Origin of the sequence: Nonomuraea sp. NPDC048892, assembly GCF_040649735.1 — a bacterium.
Taxonomy (GTDB): domain Bacteria; phylum Actinomycetota; class Actinomycetes; order Streptosporangiales; family Streptosporangiaceae; genus Nonomuraea; species Nonomuraea maheshkhaliensis.
The window spans coordinates 141,182-157,743 of record NZ_JBEZFZ010000010.1 but is presented as its reverse complement, the minus strand read 5'-3'; the positions used below and the strand labels follow the sequence as shown (position 1 = coordinate 157,743).

Annotated in this window: 17 protein-coding genes and 1 pseudogene; 10 read left to right on the top strand and 8 right to left on the bottom strand. The window is 69.3% G+C overall.

Annotated elements, in window-relative coordinates; genetic code table 11:
• Window positions 1-94: 94 nt before the first annotated feature.
• Entirely contained in the window at window positions 95-1,345 is a 1,251-nt protein-coding gene (locus AB0C28_RS30575) for a hypothetical protein (protein WP_357861454.1), read from the bottom strand.
• Between the two features lie 48 nt (window positions 1,346-1,393).
• Window positions 1,394-2,035, bottom strand: a complete 642-nt coding sequence (locus AB0C28_RS30570; RefSeq protein WP_358079372.1) for a TetR/AcrR family transcriptional regulator C-terminal domain-containing protein — start codon at window positions 2,033-2,035, stop codon at window positions 1,394-1,396.
• A gap of 538 nt (window positions 2,036-2,573) precedes the next feature.
• On the opposite strand from AB0C28_RS30570, the gene AB0C28_RS30565 reads away from it, so the two are divergent.
• Both AB0C28_RS30565 and AB0C28_RS30560 read left to right on the top strand, forming a co-directional pair.
• Entirely contained in the window at window positions 2,574-3,017 is a 444-nt protein-coding gene (locus AB0C28_RS30565; protein ID WP_357861458.1) for a hypothetical protein, read from the top strand.
• Entirely contained in the window at window positions 3,014-3,505 is a 492-nt protein-coding gene (locus AB0C28_RS30560) for a nitroreductase/quinone reductase family protein (RefSeq protein ID WP_358079370.1), read from the top strand. The genes AB0C28_RS30565 and AB0C28_RS30560 overlap by 4 nt, the downstream gene beginning before the upstream one ends.
• A gap of 180 nt (window positions 3,506-3,685) precedes the next feature.
• Here AB0C28_RS30560 and AB0C28_RS30555 read toward each other — a convergent pair.
• Window positions 3,686-3,769, bottom strand: a pseudogene (locus AB0C28_RS30555) (DUF6545 domain-containing protein); the annotation flags it as partial.
• A gap of 297 nt (window positions 3,770-4,066) precedes the next feature.
• On the opposite strand from AB0C28_RS30555, the gene AB0C28_RS30550 reads away from it, so the two are divergent.
• Genes AB0C28_RS30550 through AB0C28_RS30535 form a run of 4 tightly spaced genes read left to right on the top strand, consistent with a single transcriptional unit; the run spans window position 4,067 to window position 7,482 of the window.
• On the top strand, window positions 4,067-5,143 hold the full coding sequence (locus tag AB0C28_RS30550; RefSeq protein WP_358079368.1) for a site-specific integrase: 1,077 nt from the start codon (window positions 4,067-4,069) through the stop codon (window positions 5,141-5,143).
• The gene (locus tag AB0C28_RS30545; protein ID WP_358079366.1) at window positions 5,140-5,463 is read left to right on the top strand and encodes a helix-turn-helix transcriptional regulator; all 324 of its coding nucleotides are present in this window, start codon (window positions 5,140-5,142) and stop codon (window positions 5,461-5,463) included. Before AB0C28_RS30550 ends, AB0C28_RS30545 begins: the two co-directional genes overlap by 4 nt.
• Window positions 5,463-7,040, top strand: a complete 1,578-nt coding sequence (locus AB0C28_RS30540) for a hypothetical protein (protein ID WP_358079364.1) — start codon at window positions 5,463-5,465, stop codon at window positions 7,038-7,040. Before AB0C28_RS30545 ends, AB0C28_RS30540 begins: the two co-directional genes overlap by 1 nt.
• A gap of 55 nt (window positions 7,041-7,095) precedes the next feature.
• Entirely contained in the window at window positions 7,096-7,482 is a 387-nt protein-coding gene (locus AB0C28_RS30535) for a hypothetical protein (RefSeq protein ID WP_358079362.1), read from the top strand.
• 677 nt (window positions 7,483-8,159) lie between these two features.
• Here AB0C28_RS30535 and AB0C28_RS30530 read toward each other — a convergent pair.
• The gene (locus AB0C28_RS30530; RefSeq protein WP_358079360.1) at window positions 8,160-8,894 is read right to left on the bottom strand and encodes a TetR/AcrR family transcriptional regulator; all 735 of its coding nucleotides are present in this window, start codon (window positions 8,892-8,894) and stop codon (window positions 8,160-8,162) included.
• Window positions 8,895-8,991: 97 nt separating this feature from the next.
• Here AB0C28_RS30530 and AB0C28_RS30525 point away from each other — a divergent pair, with 97 nt between their 5' ends.
• Complete coding sequence (locus tag AB0C28_RS30525; protein ID WP_357861468.1) at window positions 8,992-9,684, top strand: GNAT family N-acetyltransferase; 693 nt, start codon at window positions 8,992-8,994, stop codon at window positions 9,682-9,684.
• A 277-nt stretch (window positions 9,685-9,961) separates the two neighbouring features.
• On the opposite strand, the gene AB0C28_RS30520 is transcribed toward AB0C28_RS30525, so the two are convergent.
• A complete protein-coding gene (locus tag AB0C28_RS30520) occupies window positions 9,962-10,180 on the bottom strand; it encodes a helix-turn-helix transcriptional regulator (RefSeq protein ID WP_357861470.1) in 219 nt (72 codons plus the stop codon).
• Entirely contained in the window at window positions 10,177-10,782 is a 606-nt protein-coding gene (locus tag AB0C28_RS30515; protein ID WP_358079358.1) for a DUF2975 domain-containing protein, read from the bottom strand. The genes AB0C28_RS30520 and AB0C28_RS30515 overlap by 4 nt, the downstream gene beginning before the upstream one ends.
• A 574-nt stretch (window positions 10,783-11,356) precedes the next feature.
• Here AB0C28_RS30515 and AB0C28_RS30510 point away from each other — a divergent pair.
• On the top strand, window positions 11,357-11,905 hold the full coding sequence (locus tag AB0C28_RS30510; RefSeq protein ID WP_358079356.1) for an ATP-binding protein: 549 nt from the start codon (window positions 11,357-11,359) through the stop codon (window positions 11,903-11,905).
• Window positions 11,906-11,986: 81 nt separating this feature from the next.
• Here the strand turns inward: AB0C28_RS30510 and AB0C28_RS30505 are convergent, their stop codons facing one another.
• A complete protein-coding gene (locus tag AB0C28_RS30505; protein ID WP_358079354.1) occupies window positions 11,987-12,523 on the bottom strand; it encodes a GNAT family N-acetyltransferase in 537 nt (178 codons plus the stop codon).
• Between the two features lie 235 nt (window positions 12,524-12,758).
• On the opposite strand from AB0C28_RS30505, the gene AB0C28_RS30500 reads away from it, so the two are divergent.
• Both AB0C28_RS30500 and AB0C28_RS30495 read left to right on the top strand, forming a co-directional pair.
• Complete coding sequence (locus AB0C28_RS30500; protein WP_358079352.1) at window positions 12,759-13,730, top strand: alpha/beta hydrolase; 972 nt, start codon at window positions 12,759-12,761, stop codon at window positions 13,728-13,730.
• A gap of 160 nt (window positions 13,731-13,890) precedes the next feature.
• Window positions 13,891-14,460 carry a dihydrofolate reductase family protein gene (locus tag AB0C28_RS30495; RefSeq protein WP_357861480.1) on the top strand — a complete coding sequence of 190 codons (570 nt, stop codon included), beginning with the start codon at window positions 13,891-13,893 and terminating at the stop codon, window positions 14,458-14,460.
• A gap of 48 nt (window positions 14,461-14,508) precedes the next feature.
• Here AB0C28_RS30495 and AB0C28_RS30490 read toward each other — a convergent pair whose 3' ends face one another.
• Entirely contained in the window at window positions 14,509-16,491 is a 1,983-nt protein-coding gene (locus AB0C28_RS30490) for a hypothetical protein (RefSeq protein ID WP_358079350.1), read from the bottom strand.
• Between the last annotated feature and the right edge of the window lie 71 nt (window positions 16,492-16,562).

The window sequence follows — 16,562 nt, the reverse complement described above, 5'->3', positions numbered from 1 at the left end:
GCGCGGGCCGAGTTCAAAGGCAGGAAACGCTGGGCTCGCCGACCGGTGGGAAAAGTCCGTTAACGCCGGATTTCGTGCCAGATCTCGCTGACCCCTAGTCCCGCGGCTCGGCGGTGACCACCTGGGCCTGTAGCTGCGCCGCCAGCGCCTGTTCCCGCAGTTCCGCGGCCACCGCACGTTCCCGCAGTTGCGCCGCCTCCGCGCGCACCGCCTCCAGTTCCGCCCGCAGGTCCTCCAGCCGAATCCGCTCCAGCCGCAGCTCGCTCTGGAACCGATCGCGCTCCTTGACCGCCGCGTCGGCCCTCGCTCGCTCCTTGGAGACGAGCTTGCGCTCCCGGGCCAGGGCCGCCGCCCCGTCGGCCTCCGCCGCCGTCGCCTTCGCGGCCAGCCGTTCCGCCTCGGCCTGTGCCTGGGACGCGTCCCTGAGCGCCATCGCGCGGTCGCGTTCCGCCTCGGCGGCGGCTCGCTCCGCCGTGACGGCTTGTGCCACGGCCCGTTCGCGCTCCTGCGCCGCCACCTCCTCCCGGGCCTTCGCGCCGACCGCTTCGCGTTCGGCCCGCTCACGCTCTCGAACGGCGGCCGCAGTCTCCTCCCGAGCCCGATCGCGCTGCTCCCGTGCCAGCTCGGCCGCCTGCTGAGCCTGTACGACCTCCGCCCGCGCCTCCTCCGCCTGTCTGACGGCCAGCCCGGCCCGCTCGGCCAGCTCCTGTGTCGTCTGGTCCTTGGCCTGCTCGGTCATGTCGACCTGGCGGGCGGCCTCCTCGGCCCTGCGCTCGGCCAGCTCGGCACGTCGCTTGGCCTGCTCGACCGTCTGCAACGCCTGCCGCTCGGTGCTGGCGGCCTCACGCAGGGCGGCCAGGGCCTGCTCCCGTGCCCGTTCCGCATCGGCCAGCGCGGTCTCGCGTTCACTCTCGGCTTCCTCCAGGCGCTGCCGCATCTCGGCCGTCTGCCTCCTGGCGTGCTCGGCGGCCTCCCGCGCCAGCCGTACCTGCTCGAACGCCTGCTCCCGCTCGGTACGCGCGATAGCCACGCGGGTGTGCGCCTCGGCCTGGACGGCGCTGATCTTGGCTTCGACCCCCGCCGGGCTGAGCTCCTCGGCCAGCGCCCGTGCGAGCGGTTCGAGGGCCGCGGCCAGCCCGACCTCCATCCGGTCGTACAACTGCTCGGCCCTGGCCAGCGCTCCTTCCAGCCCCGGTGTGGCCCGCCGCAGCTCCCGCTCGCGCTTGGCGGCGGCCTGGCAGTCCTTGTCGGGACAGTACGACTTCGGCCGGCCCCGGCCCCGCCGCTGCTCGATCGGCGCGCCACAGTGCTTACACGGCGTCACGAAGCTGGTCTCTTCGGTCACGTACCGGAGTCTAGCAATTATCAATTTCTGGAAAATAAAAATAAAAATTCAGAGAGTCTCGAAGCCGCGCAGCATGGCTTCGAGGGCGAAGTCGAAACGAGGATCGGAATCGGAGGACTGTCGCACCCGGGTGGCCTGCGCGAGGAGCGGAGTCTCCCGCAGTTCCTCCTCGGGGATCGGCCGCATCCCCCGGGCCGGCGATCCCCCGTCACCGCTCCCGGCCAGGATGGCGACATGGCCGACGACGAAACCGGTCACGGCGTACAGCATGTCCAGCGCTCGCTCGGGCGGCAGCCCGGCGGCCCGCAGCGTGTGGAGCGCGTTCTCCATCAGGCGGTGGTTCTGCGGCGTGATCGCGGGCCGGCTCACCACCAGGGAGATGACGTTCGGGTGGGCGAGCAGGATGCGCAGCAGTGCGCGGGCGTACTCACGCAGACCCTCCTGCCATGAGACCGCCTCGGCGAGCGGCGGGGCGGCCTGGGTGAAGATCTGCTCGACCAGCCCGTCGAGCAGGGCGTCCTTGTTCGCGACGTGCTGGTAGAGGGACATCGCCTCGACCCCGAGCTCTTGACCGATGCGCCGCATGGACAACGCCTTCAGCCCGTCGCGATCGGCCAGCGCCAGAGCCGCCTCAAGGATGGCCTGGCGGGTCAGCCCGGCGTTCTGGCCGCGCGTGCGGTTCGGGGACATGGTGGCCTACCTCACATGGACGATTCTTACGACGTAAGTATAGTGGGCACATGGCAAACATACGGTGTAAGAATCGATTACGGTCAGCTGTAGTCGGTCTCGCTCGCCTCACAGTTGCGGCCGCTCCCCCTGGCCTCAGAGCCAGGTCGGCTCGCATCTCGACAGGGCCCGTTCGCGGCGCAGTCGACCCCGCTCGTCTTCCAGCTGGGCCGGGCCGCGTCACGACCAGCCGCGCTCGCCTCCCCGCCGGGCCGACTCGCCTTACGACAAGGCCCATTTGCGGCGCGATCGTTCCCGCTCTCGTCACTGCCGCGCCCGGTACTGCCCCCCTCTCAGCCGGGTCGGCTCATGGCACGGGCAGCCGCGCTTGCCTCCCAGTCGGACCGGCTCGCCTCGTAGCAAGGTCCGTTCGCGTTACGGGCAGCTCCGCCCGCCATCCGTCTGGGCAGGCTCACCTCGCGGCCGGGGCCGCTCGTCTTCCTCTTCGGCCGGCTCGTATCGCGGTCGGTCCCACTCGTTTCACGGAAGGACTCTCCTCATGACCATCCCGGCAACCAGGTCCGGCACGCGTGGAGCTCTCGCGACCATGTACGTCGGCGCCGCTCTCACGGTGCTCGCGACCCTCTTCGCCTTCATCGACCGGGTCGGCCTGGCCGAGCACATCCGGGCCGGCTACCCCGCCTACCAGACGGCGGAGATCGACAGCGCCGTCATGGCGTACACGGTGATCCTGGCCGCGATCGGGGCGCTGGGGTTGATCGGCTGGCTCGGCAGCGCCTGGCTGGTCCGCCTCGGCAAGGGGTCGGCCCGCTGGGTGGCGAGCGCCCTGCTCGTGATCGCCGCCTGCGTCGCGCTCACCGGCCTGACCGTTCAGGACACCAGCGGCGACGTCGGGCTCGCACCCCTGCTCGGCTGGCTGCAGGTCCTCCCCTGCCTCGCCGGGCTCGCCTCAGTCGTGCTGCTGTGGAGCAAGCGAGGATGAGCCCCGGGCAGGTCGTGCGGGTGGTGGCGGCGGTCAAGCGCTGGATGTACCGGTACGGGCGGCCCAACTCCCTCATGCGGCACGCGAACCGGCTCGACGCGCTGATCTACGGATCGCGGTGGCTGTCGCTGCGCCGGACCGCGGTCCTGAAGGTGCCCGGCCGCCGCACCGGGCGCCGCACCTCGATCCCGATCGTGGTCACCGAGCATCGGGGTGCCGAGTACCTCGTGTCGATGCTCGGCCCGGACGCGAACTGGGTGCGGAACGTACAGGCCGCGGGCGGGCAGGCCGTGCTGCACCGCCGGGGGCGTGACACCCCGATCGTGCTGCAGGAGGTCCCGCCCGAGGGGCGCGCCGAGATCCTGCGCCGCTACGCCGCCCTCGCCCCCGGGGCCAGGCCCCACCTCGGGCTCGGTCCCGGGGCGTCGCTGGAACGGTTCCAGCAGATCGCGCCCGGCCATCCGGTGTTCCTGATCGTCGCCAGGTAGACCTCCCGGGGAGGGGGGTGGGTGACGGCCGCGAGGCAGGCAGGGGTGCCGGTAAGAACCGTGTCGTGAGCCCCGAGCAGCGTTGATCCTGCTGTGGCTCGCCTGCTCCGGGGCAGGGTCGCATGACACACCCCCCCATGCCCATCGACGACCTGGTCGAGGGCGTTATACGGCTCCTGTTCATCGTGACCTTCGTCCGCAGGACACGGGGAGGGCGATGTGCGGACTGGCCGTGTACAGGGCTCGCCAGAGGGGACGCAGCGCCTGGTAGGTGCGCTAGCGGCTCAGCCACGCGAGCGACTCGGAGGCGTTCACCAGCCGGCCCCAGGCCGGCAGGGTCGCGCCGATGAGCACCAGCAGGTGGGCCAGCCTCGGCAGCCCCCGTCGATAAGAGATAAGTCTTGGGTTCCTTGAGGTCTCTGTGGCTTGATGAGTCCCTGGGCCTGCGCCTTCTGCTTGGGGCTCCGGGAGTTTCCGAAGTTGATGAGACTTCAGAGATTCTGAAGGTCTATCGTTCTCCTCGATCGTCTGACATCGCCGGTGAAGACGAGGAGGCGTGGGTTGAGCCTGTCCGTCGTGCGAGACCTCCGTGAGGCGCGCGCCCCGGTCAGCCCTGAAGAGCTGGTTGAGTTCGAGACCGACGTGCTGGCCGGGTTCGTGCTCGCGCGTGCGGCTGCCGGCCTGTCAGACGCCACGATCAGCTCTGAGGTGATCCACATCGAGCAGGTCCGGGCGTGGCTCGGCCGGCCGTTGTGGTCGATGGAACCGGCCGACGCCGACGCCTACTTCGGCCAGGTACTACGCGGTGCGGCCAAGGGCACCCGCCTGTCGCGGGCCCAGGCGATCAAAACCTACTTCTTGTTCCTGGAGCTACGACACAAGATCGAGATCCATCAGCTGACCGGGCACGTGGTGGAGTGCCCGATCGATGAGATGAACCGGCCGCGCGGGCAGAAGGACGCGGCGCTGCGGATCCCGCCCAGCGCCGAGCAGATCACCCGCTTGTTCGCCGGCTGGCGCGCAGAGCTTGCCACCTGTCGCAAGTTCGCCCCCACAGCCCGCAACTACACTGCGGCCCGGCTGATGGCCGGGGTCGGCCTGCGGGTGAACGAGGCTCGCAGCCTCGACCTCGCCGACGTCAAATGGGAGTTGGGCAGGTTCGGCAAACTCCACGTCCGCCTCGGCAAGGGCGCCCGCGGCTCCGGCCCGCGCGAGCGGATGGTTCCGCTGATCAACGATGCCGGCCGGACGCTGCGCTGGTTCGTCGAGGACGTCTGGGGCCATTTTGGCGACGACCACACCCGTCACGGCGTCCCGCTCCTGCCCTCCGAGCGCAAGAACGCCGACGGCAGCGCCGCCCGGGTCGGCACCGAAGCGTTGCGCGCTGCGCTGGCCGAAGCCGCCGTCCGACACCTGCCGGACTGGAAAGAGAAGCTGACACCGCACGTTCTGCGGCACTTTTGCGCCAGCCAGCTCTACTTCGCCGGCATGGACTTGATCGCTATCCAGGAGACACTCGGTCACGCCTGGGTGGCCACCACGATGAAGTACATCCACGTCCATCGCACGCACGTCGAAGAGGCCTGGCTCGCCGGACAGCAACGAGCCGCCGACCGGTTGAAGGGATTGATCCCATGAAGTGGAACCTGCGCCTGGCCGCCGCCAACCGCGGCATCTGGAAGGCCAGCGAGCTGCAGCGTCTGCTCGCCGAACGCGGCATGGTGATCAGCGCCGGGAAGATGTCCGGCCTGTGGTCGGGCCATCCGGCCAGCGTCAAGCTGGAGGATCTGGACGTCATCTGCGCCGTGCTCGGCTGCGGCATCGCAGAGCTGCTGATCCCCGAACCGGAGCTCGTGCCCGCTCCTGCCGAGAGCGGCCAGGTCCACGTCACAGCCGTGGGCGAGACGCCTGTGGTGACGCCCAAGCGACGGGACGGACGGTCGCTGCCACCCGTCTGATGGGCCTCATCTCCCCGACCAAACCGGCGGCGACCTGCGTGGGCTGCTTTGCCTGGGGCGTGCTCCCGGGCCGATACTGCCGCGCCTGCTACACCTTCGGCCAGCTCCATCCGGTCGGCGAGTGCGCAAGCTGCCACCGAGCAGTCCCCATCAAGAAGGGGTACTGCCGGCTGTGCTGGCTACAGGCGAGCCTGGAGGCCAAAGACCAGGTCACCGTGCTGGAACCATTCCTATGCAGGCTCACCTGCCAGCAACTGTTCCTCAGCAACATGCACCGGCAGCGATCCCAAGGCCCCGGGCCGCGCATCGGACGGCAGGGACGCCGACGCCGCCGTCCTCAACCGCCGCCCGCTGAACCAGTAACCGCACCTGTCTGCTGGACTCAGCTGCGGCTGCCCATCGCATTGCGTCGCGACTACACCAGATTCAACCGACACCGGCACGCCGACCCGACCAATCCGGCCTTGCGCGCGGCCCGCGCGGCGGCGGTTGCTCTTGCCGAGGCTCGGGGCTGGACCCGGCGGGTCATCAGTGACGTCGACCGGGCCCTGGTCGTGCTGCTGTCCACCCACACTGCCGACGACATGATCCGCTTCTCGGAACTGTTTCCTGCGCTGCGTCATCACGGCCTCAGCGTCGGACGCACCATGGAGGTGCTCGCCCGCATCGGCCTGCTCGACGACGACCGTGTCCCCGCCTTCGACCGCTGGCTGGCCGGCAAGCTGAGCGGCCTCGCTCCCGGCATCGCCGCCGACGTCGAGGCATGGGCCCACCTCCTGCACGAGGGCGGGCCGCGCCAGCGAGCTCGCAGCATCCAGACCGTCTGGAGCTACCTCACCGAGATCCAGCCCGTCCTGCTCGCCTGGTCAGGCACCTACGATCATCTTCGCGAGGTCACCCGCGACGACGTCGTGGCCATCAAGGACACCCTGCAGGGCGCCAAACGGGAGAACACCATCGTGGCACTGCGCTCGCTCATGCGCTTTTGCAGGAAAACCGGACGGATCTTTCGCGATCCCACCCTCCGCATCCGCATCGCCCGCCGGCCGGACAAGGTGATCCTCCCCCTCGCCTCCGGCGAGATCGACCGCGCCGTCGCCACCGCGACGACCCCGGCGATCCGCCTCATTCTCGCCCTGGCCGCCATCCACGCGGCGCGGCCCAAGATGATCCGCGACCTGCGGCTCGACGACATCGACCTGGGCAACCATCGCATCACCATCGGCGGTCACCCTCGGCCCCTCGACGAGCTCACCCGTCAAGCGCTCCTCGCCTGGCTGGACTACCGGCGCAGCCGCTGGCCGAACACCGCCAACCCCCACCTGCTGCTCACTCAGCACACCGCGATGGAGAACTCCCCGGTGGGCAAGCTCTGGGTCACCAACGCCGTTCGGGGCCTGACCGCCACCCTGGAGCGCCTTCGCATCGACCGCCAACTCGAAGAGGCTCTGACCCGCGGCCCCGATCCCCTACATCTGGCCACCGTGTTCGGCATCGACGACAAGACCGCCATCCGCTACGCCAACGCCGCTCGCCACCTCTTGCAGACCGCTGCGGAAACGCCCGAACCACCGTGACACCATAGGCGTCGTGATCTCCGGTGATGAGCTCGTCAGCCGAAGGCTGCTCCAGGTGACGGTGTCCTGGCACACCCACCCCAGCGACAATCAAGCCTCACTGGTGCACATGTGGTTACACATCAGCGATCTCGGCCCGGTCCGCTTTCACACCGCCCCCAACGCCTCACTCGAGCTGACGCTCGATCAACCACACAACTCCTATGACATGGACGAGTACGGCCAGGTCACCGTCGGTCCCGCCACAGAGGACTTTCTGATGAGCCGATTCATCGGTCAGTCGATCCGAGCCGTTCACCGCATCATCGACCACCGGATCGAGACCGAGATCGGCCTCCGGCTCGAACTCGATCACGGCGAGGTGCGCATCCTCAACCTGGGCGACGACCTGGTCATCACCGACACTGCTCTGCCGGAGGCGCTCGAAGCCGCTCTCCGCTGACACTCTTTGCGACGTTCAGTGCGCCGAACCCACGAGGCGAACAGACCTTGAGATGCCGAACCCACGTGAGTTCCCGCTGAAGAACCTTCAGTTCGCCTGAACTCTGGGCTTTCTCAGGCCCCCACTCGGGTCCGCGTCGCCAGCCGCAAAGTAACGCTGAGCAGCCGCTGTTGCTCTGTGTGATTGCGAGGTGGGTCGTCTCAGTGTCAAGTAACGACCGTCTGCCGACACCGCGCGAGCCGATCACGGAGCCTCAGCTCAGATGTGTCGACAACTCGTGCCGGTTTTCCATGTCGGTGAACGGTTCGCAGAGTAGATTTCGACGCTTGTTGTTCGGCTACGCGCGGTGTCGACCGCGGACCAGAACCTCGATCACCAGATCGACGTGCTGATGCGCGCAGGGGTGGCACGCGAGAACATCCACCTCGACCGCGCCTCGGGTGCGAAGGCCTCACGCCCAAAAGCTCGATCTCGTATCGCAACCGCTGCGCTAGGGCGACACCTTGAAGGTCACCCGCCTGGATCGGCTGTCCCGGTCGGTCCTGCATCCGGTCACGCTCGGCGCCGATCCGCGAGAGCGGAAGATCGGCCTGCACGTGATCGAGCAGGCCCGGCCTAAAAATCCCCCGCCGCCAGGTGATATTCGCGTTCCTCCTCACCCAGCGGCCGGGGGCCGGCTACCGGGCTGGGCGGGCGATCAGCGCCTCTATGCCGTCCAGCAGGAGGTCGAGGCCGAACCGGAAGTCGGCGTCCTCCGTCCAGCCGGTGGAGTCCCTGAGCAGGCCGGAGCGCATCATGGCCGACAACGCCGGGTACGTCGCGGGGTCCAGGACCTCGGTGAGTATCTCGCCGTACTCGGCGGCTCCCTTGGCCCTGGCCGCGAGCTCCTTGCCACCGGCGCCGAGCGAGTGCGTGAGTGTGGCGTCGGTGAGGGCGTAGCCGGCCAGCACCGTGGCGGCGTTGAACTTCTGGCTGTCGTCCAGCCCGGTACCGGACAGCGCGTCCAGGGCCCGGTCAAGCCAGAGCAGTCGCCGCGGCCCCATGGGCGGGGTGCTCTGGCGCAGGTCCAGCAGCCAGGGCCGGGACAGCAGGAGGTCGCGGGTGAGCCGGGTCCACGTGGCGAGGTAGGCGCGCCAGGACAGGTTCTCGCGTTCGGGCGGTGGGGGCACGGCGCTGTCGGCCATGACGGTCAGCAGTTCGTCCTTGCTGCCGACGTACCGGTAGAGCGCCATCGGAGCGACGCCCACCTGGGCGGCGACGTTGCTCATGGAGACGGCGGCCAGCCCCTCGGTGTCGGCGATCTCGATGGCGGCCATCGTGATCGTGGCCAGGTCCAGGCGCGGCCTGGGGCCTCTGCGCGTGGTGGGTTCACGGTCCCACATCCGCGCCACGACGGGTGGCAGCTCTGCCATCGAACATCCTCTCGTGCGGTCGGAATCTGTGTACGTCATATAGCATAGTAATCGTGTATGTCGTACAGAGTAGGCTGTACATAGTGAGCGAGGCGTCATGGAGATCCGTACGTTCGCACCGAGTGACCGCGCCGAGCTGCGCGAGCTGTTCGAGCGCGTGGGCGAGGGCGCTCCCACGGCGTCGCTGTGGGGGCACGTGGACTCGGAGGCGGCCGTCTACCTTGATCCCTACATGGAGCTGGAGCCGGATTCGCTCTTCGTCGCCGTCGCCGGGGGCGCCCTGGTCGGCTACCTGACGGGATGCCTCGACAGTGTGAAGTTCCCCGGGGAGGGTGAGCGCATGGAGAAGGCGATGCGGACCTACCGGCTGGTCTTCCGACCCAGGCCCGCGGCCTTCTTCGCGCGCAGCCTGGCCGATCTGGCGTGGGCCGCGGTCCGCAGGGAGCCTGGCGTCGGCGAGTTCGCCGACGCCAGGTGGCCCGCGCACCTGCACATCAACGTGGCACCCGAGGCGCGAGGGACAGGTGCCGCCGACGGGCTGATGAGCCGGTGGCTTGACCGGCTCAGGAAGGCCGGATCTCCCGGCTGTCACCTGCAGACCCTGGTCGAGAACACCCGGGCGGTGCGGTTCTTTGAGCGCATGGGCTTCGCCGAGCACGGCCCGGCACCACTGGTGCCCGGCCTCCGGCACGACGGCCGCCGGGTCCACCAGCGGACGATGATCTGGAGTGCCGGCCGCACTTCCGAGGAGGCAGAGGCCGGAGCGCGGACGTCCGCCAAGCGTCGATAATTCCGGGCCGCACCGCCACCATCGGACCGTAGGGGCGGCGTGTCCGGGCAGTCTCTACTTCATCCAGCGCTTCTCCCTCAACAGCGGCGGGCCCGGCGTCTGCTCGGGACCGAAGTCCGTGTACTTTCTACCTTCGGCCCATCTGATTCAGCGGACGGTCGGGCAGGCGTCGAGCGTGGGGGTAGGCCGGCTGTTCGTCGGCGCACCCCCACAGTTGCCGGAGTTCGTGGGCCCGCCGGAACCGCTGGTCGGCCTGGTGCCAGGTCGCCTCTGCCCCCTATGACCGCTCGTACTGGAGCAGGTCTCCTGGCTGACAGTCGAGGGCGTCGCACAAACGCATGAGGGTGGAGAAACGGATCGCCTTGGCGTGGCCGTTCTTCAGGATGGACAGGTTGACGACGGTGATCTGGACCCGATTCGACAGCTCGGTGAGCGTCATGCCGCGCTCTTTGAGCAGTTCATCCAGTCGTACGCGGATGGTCGGTTCGGCCGTCAAATGGTCGCCTCGGTCTCTTCCAGCAACCTCAGGCCACGCCGTACGATCTCCGACACGGCCAGTATCGCCACTCCTGCCACGACGCCGGCCAGCACCCCGGCCGGCGGGGCGTAGAACCGGTAGCTCTTGCTCAGCAGCATGGAGGCCAGGATCGGCTCGGCCACCATGCTGAGCACGCCGGTGGCGAGCGAGCCGATGATCAGGATCCAGCCGAGGCGGCGCAGGTGGCCGGCGGTGACGGAAGAGAACAGCGCCCTGTCTCCTGCGCCGGCCCGGCTCAGCGCGCGGACGACGGTGAACAGGGCGAGCAGGGTGGTCACGACGCCCGGTGCCCACAGAAGCAGGAAGAGCAGGCCGACCAGCGGCGCGGGCCCCTGGGGAAGGACCGTCACGTCGGCGGACGCGCTCTCGATCACGGCACCCGGCGCCGCCATGCCTTCGATCGGCACGTCGAGCACGCGTAGGGGCACCCCGGTGCCGTTGGTGGTGCCGACGAACGCGATCACGACAGTGGAGAACAGCATGGCTAAGGCGCCGAAGCAGGCCAGGATCAGGAAGAAGGTCAGCAGGATCTGGAGCCGGGTGAGCCATTTCGTAGACATAACGATAATCGTAAATAACGATAGTCGTTATGTCCATCGTGGTGTTCCGCCGAGTCGCTCTCTTCACGGATCGACGGCGACACGACCGAACGGATCGGCGGTGACGGGGCCGAACGGTTGCCGCACGCGGCCGAGGCTGGTGACCATGCCGGTGCGCTCGGATATGGTGGCGGTATGGGTTGCTTCGCCGCGATGAACATCCGCGCCGCCGCTTAGCGGCGGTATCGCGGTCGCCGTAGACCGCGGCCTCAGTGCCTGCCCCGCCGGGGTGGGTGTCACTGCGTACCGCCGGATCAGTGTCCCGCCGGCAGCCCTCTCGCGTGTCTCGCTGTGCTGCCGGGCCGTCCCGTGTGATCCGGGGAGCACATCCATGTCGCAGCAGTTCCATTCAGCAGGTCAAGGGCCTGTTCCGCACGCGTTCGAGACGTTCCGAGCCGACGTCGCCGACGACAGCGCCGGCGACGCAGACAGGTCAGCCGCCGCCGACCAAGCGAAAGCGAAAACGAGAGCGCAAGCGAGCGCGAAAGGGAAGCCGGGCCATGACGTGCGCGCCCGACGCGCTCAGCTGTTTCTGATGGTCGGGCTTCCCGGTGCCGGGAAGACCACCCGGGCCGAAGAACTCGCCACGGCGCACCACGCGCTGCGGCTGACCCCGGACGAGTGGATGATCTCCCTGTTCGACGGGTCGCAGCCCGACGGCAAGCGCGACCTCCTGGAAGGACGGCTCATCGCCGTGGCCCTGCGGGTGCTCCGGCTCGGCACCAGCGTCGTGCTCGACTTCGGGCTCTGGAGCCGTGACGAACGCTCGGCACTGCGCCGGCTGGCAACGACGGCCGGAGCCGACTGCCACGTCGTCTACCTGCCCATCGACCCCGAGGTCCAGCGCGCCCGGATCGCACACCGTCAGGCGACCGCGCCGCACACGACGTTCCCGATGAGCGAGGCGGATGTCGGCAGCTGGCGCGAACGATTCGAGGCGCCCAATGCCGACGAGCTCGGCGACATTCCCGGCCCGCCACCGGGGTGGCCGGGCTGGCCGGAGTGGGCCGCGGACCGGTGGCCTTCGCTCACGTACGGCGATGTCGGCGAGGCACCGAGGCGAGCTGGGCCGGCGACCGAGTGACTGATATGGCCGCGAGACGGATATGTCGGGCACCGGCACGCACGTCTGCCCATCGGCCGCCCCGAGAGCCCCGGCGCAGGGTCAGGCGGATGGTTGATGGGACCAGACGTGGAGGGTGTAGCTGCGGTCCCGGACCGTGACCACTTCTGGAGGCGCGTTGGTGAGGCGGAAACCGGCGGCTCGGGCCACGGCGACGCTGGGGTGGTTGTCCGGTTCGATCTCCAGCGACACCTGGGACAAGCCCAGTTCCTCGTGAGCGTATTCGGTCATCAGCAGCAGCGCCCGGGTGGCCAGGCGTTGTCCGCGATGTGCCGCGCCCACGATGTAGCTGATCGTGCCCGTGGAGCGGTTGAGCCGCACCTCCCCCTTGGCCCGGCCGCCGTCGGTGGTGATCGCGAGCTGGAGCTGCCGGCCGTCCGCCTGGTTCACTCGCGCTCGGCCCAGGTAGTCGCGGGCGGCGCTCAGCGTGAACGGCGCGGCGAGCGGGGTCCGCAGGGCCACCTGCGGGTCGTCGAACAGGTCCACCATGTCAGGCAGGTCTTCCTCGTCCCATTCGCGCAGCAACAGGCCGTGCCCCGTCACGATGAGCGGGGCCGGGATCTCAGGATGATCTCTCACATGGTGATTGTTCCAGCGCTGCTCGGGCGTGTCGTTCGTGCTGCGCGGGGTCAGGGAGTACCGGCTTCGGTGAAGTGTGGCAGGACCATTTCGGCCAGGGTGTTGAGGCCGGAACGGGGGTGTCCTGGCGGTCTGGTGGATGTGCTCGATGTGCTCTACGTCACATGCCGAGGAGGTCAGGTTTCGCTACTATGGGTATCGATACTTCGGGTAGCGGAAATGGGATGGAGGACGCGTGAGTGAAGTCAGCGGTACGGAAGCGCGGCGGCAGGCCCTGGGCGGGGATCCGGACTGGGCGGCGATGACGGCCGAGGAGCTGTTCGCCTTCCGCGAGGCGGAGAACCGCAGGCGATCGTCGCCGGAGGCACGGGCGATCACCGGGGAGCCGGATCCGGGCGCCGTGATCGAGTGGCAGGAGGTGGCGCTGCCCGGCCGCGACCTGCCGATCCGCGTCTACCGGCCGGCGCCGGACGCGGTCGGGCTGCCGGTTGTGGTGCACGTGCACGGTGGTGGGTTCGTGGGTACGGCGGTGCAGTGCGACTGGGTGAACAGTTACCTCGCCGCCCACCTGCCCGCGGTCGTCGTCTCCGTCGAGCACCGCCTGGTGGCGCCGGGCAGCCCTCTGTCCGATGCCGCCGACGACGGCTGGGACGTGCTCCAGCACGTGGTGCGCGACCCCACCCGCTGGGGCGTGGACCCGGCCAGGATCGCGGTGTTCGGCGAGAGCTGCGGAGCGCTGATCAGCGCCCTGTCGGCCATCCGCGCCCGGGACGCAGGGCTGCCCCTGCGGGCGCAGGTGCTGGTCAACCCCGCCGTGGACGTGACGGAGGCGATGCTGGAGCACGCCTCGACGACCCGGTACGCCGACACCCCGACCCTCACCGTGCCGCAGCTGCGGTTCTTCGCCGGGCTCGCCGTGCCGCCGGGGACCGACCCGCGTCCGCTGTCCCCGCTGCACGCCGGTGACCTGGGCGGGCTGGCCCCGGCGCTCGTGGTGGTGCCGGCCGAGGACCCGCTGGCCGACCACGGGCGCGCCTACGCCGAGAAGCTGAGCGCGGCAGGCTCCTCGGTGCGGCTCACCGAACATCCAGGTACGGGTCACGCCTTCCTCAGCATGCCGGGCGTGCTGCCGCAGGCCAGGGCGGCGGGCGCGGAGATCCTCGCCTTCCTCCGTGACCGCCTCGGCGTCCACGAACCGGTCATGTAGCACGGAACGCCGAGCCGGACGGTGATCAGCGAGCAAGCTTATGGCGCGGCCGTCCCGGCGTGAGGAAGACCTGAAGGGTTTCGTAAGCCGGACCCGCGAGACTACAGGCACACCAACACGGCAGGGCCGGACGGCCCCGCCCCTCACCTGGAGAAACACCATGAGGAAGATCGCGGCAAGCCTGTTCATCTCGCTCGACGGCGTCGTCGAGGAGCCCGCGGACTGGCACTTCCCGTACTTCAACGACGAGATGGGCGCCGCCGTGACGGCGCAGATGGCCGACACCCTGATCCTCGGGCGCAAGACGTACGACAGCTTCGCCGGAGCGTGGCCCGAGCGGGAGGCGGAGGGCGGCGAGGACGCCGGGTTCGCCAAGACGCTCGGCGACGCGCGGAAGATCGTCGTGTCCCGCCAGCCGCTGGAGTTCAGCTGGCGCAACTCCGAGCTGCTCCAGGGCGACCTGGTGCGGGCGGTCACGGAGCTGAAGAACGAGCAGGGCGGCCCCATCGCCATCAGCGGGTCGGTCTCCGTGGTCCGCCAGTTGCTGGCCGCAGGGCTGGTGGACGAGCTGCACCTGCTCGTGCACCCGATCGCCGTCCGCAAGGGCGAGCGCCTGTTCGACGAGGGCGCGGACGCCGTCCCGCTGCGGCTGATCAGGTCGGAGACCTTCACCACCGGTGTGGTGTACCTGATCTACGGGCCGGCTCAGGCGGACGAGGCCTCCCGCTGAGGGCCCCCGGTCGCCTGAGCCGGCCCGCTTCCTGGCCGGCTGGTCGCGTCATTGGCGGGAGAGTGCGCGCGTGAGGCCGGCCACGATGGTCGTGGCCAGGATCCACCCCGCGGTGATCATCGCCGCGGCGAGCCACTGTTGTGCGCCGTGCGGGCCGAAGGCGCTCTCCTGCCCGAAGCTGATGATCGGCAGGAGCAGGTCCAGGGTGTAGAGGAAGGCGTTGAAGGGGGGTGCCTCGCCCGGTTTGAAGGCCGGTGGCTCGTGGGCGGTGAAAACGACCGTGCCGACCAGGAGCAGGGCTGCGAGCCAGAGTGCGGCACGAAAGGGGCGGTAGCCGTACCCGACGGTCCAGTCCTGTACGAATCCCCACAGCCGTGCCCCGAGCCGCTGCCCCGAGCGGAGGCGACGCTGTTTGGCCAGCAGCACGTCCCGGGCGGCCTCGTCGTGGCCCTGCCGGCGGTAGATGGCGGCCAGTTGCTCATAGGGCTGAGGCTGGTAGTCGTCCTTGGCCAGCCAGTCGAGCCGCTCCTCGACAGGCAGGGGAGCCTCCAGGCCGTCGTAGGTGAAGCCGTTCATCAGGACGTGAGCGGGCCACTGGCTGGGAACGTCGTCGAGTACGCCGACCCGGCTGTGGCGAAGGTCGACGGCCCGCAGCAGCTCCGTCTCGGGCCCGATCTTCAGCGAAGCCGCTTCCACACCACGGAGGTGAAGGTCACCGTCGATCTTGGTCTCCGCGAAGCACAGGGTGGCGGCGATCCGGGAGTTCCTGATCGAGACGTCTCCGGTGGCCACGAAGCCTTCACAGCAGTCGGTGCGCCCGCCCGCGATCACCTGCCACATGGACAGAACCCGCCCGCCGGGATTACTGAGGACGGCGCCGTGAAACTCCATGCTGCTCTCGACCCGGGCGTCGATGAGCACGATCTCCCCGTCGGCACGGAAGCCTTCGCTGCAGCTGAGCCTGCCGGTGACCGCCAGCCGGCGCAGGGAGAGCGCCGTCGCACCCGGGTTGGACAACGTCCCGCCGTCGAAGTTGACCGATCCGCGGACCTGGGTGGAGTCCAGAAAGACCTCGCCGTTCGCCACAAGACCCGGTGTGAGCCGCAGCCCGCTGCCGATCTCCATCAGCGGCGCGTTCAGCGCGCGTCCTCCCGGGTTGGCGAGGCTCGCCTGCGCGACTCGGAGCGAACCGGCCACGCGAGCTCCGCGCAGCAGGACTTCGCCTTCGGCCGAGAAGCCGTCATCGAGCCGCAGAGCGCCCTCGACGACGAGTCTCTCCGCGTTCATGGCGACGCCGTCCGGGTTGGACAGCCGCGCTCCGCTGAAGACGCACCGGCGCCCTATCCGGGCGTCCTGCACGCTCAGCTCCCCCGAGGAGCGGAAACCGCGGGCACACGACAGCCCGCCGTCGATGACGATCCCCTCGGCGGTGAGGCTGAGGCCGCCTGGCCGCCCGACCCGTGCGCCGTCGAGGGTCATCGTCCCGCCGATCCTGGCGCCGACGACGCGTAATTCACCGTTGATGACGGCGTCCGCGCACAGCAGATCACGGTCGACGATCAGGCCATCGGCATGGACGGCCTGACGTGCGTGGATCGCCACGCCGCTGAGATCCAGGGTCCCGGACACGTGGGCCCCGGCGAGCTGGATCGGGCCGGCCAGCTCGCAGCCTTCCAGGCGCAGTGCCCCGCCGATCACAGCGTCCACGGCGTGCAGCCCGGGTGCCCGGGAGGCCGTGAGGTCCACCAGGCCGGTGCGGGCTCCGGTGAAGACCGGCGTCTCCTCGAACTCGCACCTGGTCAAGATCAGCAGGTGGTGCACCTCGGCGTACGACAGGTCCAGCCGGCCCGTGATCCGGGCGCCGGACAGGTGCACGCCGGGTGCCTGCCCGGCGAGGCGCTCCTGGGTGCCGAGCACCATCCTGACGATGATCGCGGCCCGGACGGGGCTGCCGGGAAGATCCACGGGACGCGCTGTGGGGAACGCCTCCCAGAGGGCGAGTTCCGGCTCGGACAGATCCTCGATGATCACAGGGCGCTCCTGGAAGGTCGTACACGTCGTCGAGGACGAGCTTCCAAGGTCACCACCTGTCTGAGCAACCC

Excerpts from the sequence above, each read along its gene's own strand:
- AB0C28_RS30570 (WP_358079372.1), bottom strand. The coding sequence starts at position 2,035 with ATGTCCCCGAACCGCACGCGCGGCCAGAACGCCGGGCTGACCCGCCAG.
- AB0C28_RS30565 (WP_357861458.1), top strand. The coding sequence starts at position 2,574 with ATGACCATCCCGGCAACCAGGTCCGGCACGCGTGGAGCTCTCGCGACC.
- AB0C28_RS30560 (WP_358079370.1), top strand. The coding sequence starts at position 3,014 with ATGAGCCCCGGGCAGGTCGTGCGGGTGGTGGCGGCGGTCAAGCGCTGG.
- AB0C28_RS30545 (WP_358079366.1), top strand. The coding sequence starts at position 5,140 with ATGAAGTGGAACCTGCGCCTGGCCGCCGCCAACCGCGGCATCTGGAAG.
- AB0C28_RS30540 (WP_358079364.1), top strand. The coding sequence starts at position 5,463 with ATGGGCCTCATCTCCCCGACCAAACCGGCGGCGACCTGCGTGGGCTGC.
- AB0C28_RS30530 (WP_358079360.1), bottom strand. The coding sequence starts at position 8,894 with ATGGCAGAGCTGCCACCCGTCGTGGCGCGGATGTGGGACCGTGAACCC.
- AB0C28_RS30525 (WP_357861468.1), top strand. The coding sequence starts at position 8,992 with ATGGAGATCCGTACGTTCGCACCGAGTGACCGCGCCGAGCTGCGCGAG.
- AB0C28_RS30515 (WP_358079358.1), bottom strand. The coding sequence starts at position 10,782 with ATGTCTACGAAATGGCTCACCCGGCTCCAGATCCTGCTGACCTTCTTC.
- AB0C28_RS30510 (WP_358079356.1), top strand. The coding sequence starts at position 11,357 with ATGGTCGGGCTTCCCGGTGCCGGGAAGACCACCCGGGCCGAAGAACTC.
- AB0C28_RS30495 (WP_357861480.1), top strand. The coding sequence starts at position 13,891 with ATGAGGAAGATCGCGGCAAGCCTGTTCATCTCGCTCGACGGCGTCGTC.